We start from the raw sequence: 1,244 nt of genomic DNA on the forward strand, positions 1-1,244 counted from the left end.
ATGGCTTCAAATTGTTCCCGGCTGATGTCGCTGGGATAGGGGTGGCGTTCGGTCACCGCTGGTGCTCAAAAATGCCTTGAGTCTAGCGCCTAAAAAGATTATGAGCAGGTTCTTAGCCCGGTCAATTTTGAGAAACTGAAGGTCGCTTAACTTTGTGTCCGGTTTTACTGGTGTAGATCAGTCCGGAGAGGCTGGGCCGGATCAGACACCGGGAAGAAGTAAGTTGCCTTGCAGCACCGATAGCGGCCTGCCCCAGTGACAGGCCGCCGTCGTTGGTGGGGACGGCACTGTGGGTCAGAACCGGCATTCCCATCCCTGCCAATTTCGCCAGCAAACCCTTGAACAGCAGGGTGTTATGGAAAACGCCGCCCGACAGGGCAATTGCCTGAATTTCATGCCTTTCCTCCTTGAGCTTTTCTACAAGCTCACTCATCACGCTGATCAACCCTTGATGAAACTGCGCCGAAACAGCAGTGTGGTGGTAGCCGGTTTGCAAATCCCTCAACAGCGAGCACCACATGGGGGCGGGGTCGATTTCCCACCCGCCGTCGGCTTGTTGCTCCAACAGGAACGGGTAGGGCGGGACAACGGCCAGCAGGCAGGCGGGGGTGGCGGCTTCCAGTTCGATGGCGGCTTGCCCTTCGTAACTGATGCTGTCGCGGCAGAAGCCGAGGGCGGCGGCGACAGCGTCGAACAGGCGTCCACAGGAACTGGTCAGCGGGGCGTTGAGCTGGCGCTCCAGCATGGCGTCCAGGGTTGCGAGCGGCTGTTGTTGCAGGTATTGGATGATTTCCAGGTCAGCAAAAACGGTTTCAACGGCTGTCCAGCCCAGCTTGCGCAGGTGCGCCCAGGTATTGCGCCAGGGTTGCAGGATGGCCTGGGTTCCGCCGGGCATGGGGGTGGGCTTGAAGCAGCCCAGGCGTTGGTGGCCAAGATAATCCGCGAGGAGGAATTCGCCGCCCCACAGGGTTCCGTCATCACCATGGCCGAGGCCGTCGAGGACGATGCCGAGCACTTTGCCGCCGTCGAGGGGCCAGCCGTTTTCTACCAGGCAGGCGGCGATGTGGGCGTGGTGGTGCTGGACTTCCAGCAACGGTAGGCGATGGGTTTTCGCCAGCTGTTGGCCTAATTGCGTGGAGCGGTAGCCGGGGTGCTGGTCGACGACGACCGTGAGGGTTGGAAGGGCGGGGGAGGCTTCCAGGGTCTTTTGAGATTCGCTGTGTTCCGTGGCAGGTAGGGGCGGG

General features: G+C 60.6%; 1 protein-coding gene. It reads right to left on the bottom strand.

The window, feature by feature from the left end; genetic code table 11:
* Window positions 1-121: 121 nt before the first annotated feature.
* Window positions 122-1,244, bottom strand: a 1,123-nt coding sequence (locus tag VSS37_RS00045) for a Kae1-like domain-containing protein (protein ID WP_445971465.1), incomplete at its 5' end; no start/stop codon positions are given.

The organism is Candidatus Thiothrix phosphatis (assembly GCF_035668035.1).
Lineage (GTDB): Bacteria > Pseudomonadota > Gammaproteobacteria > Thiotrichales > Thiotrichaceae > Thiothrix > Thiothrix phosphatis.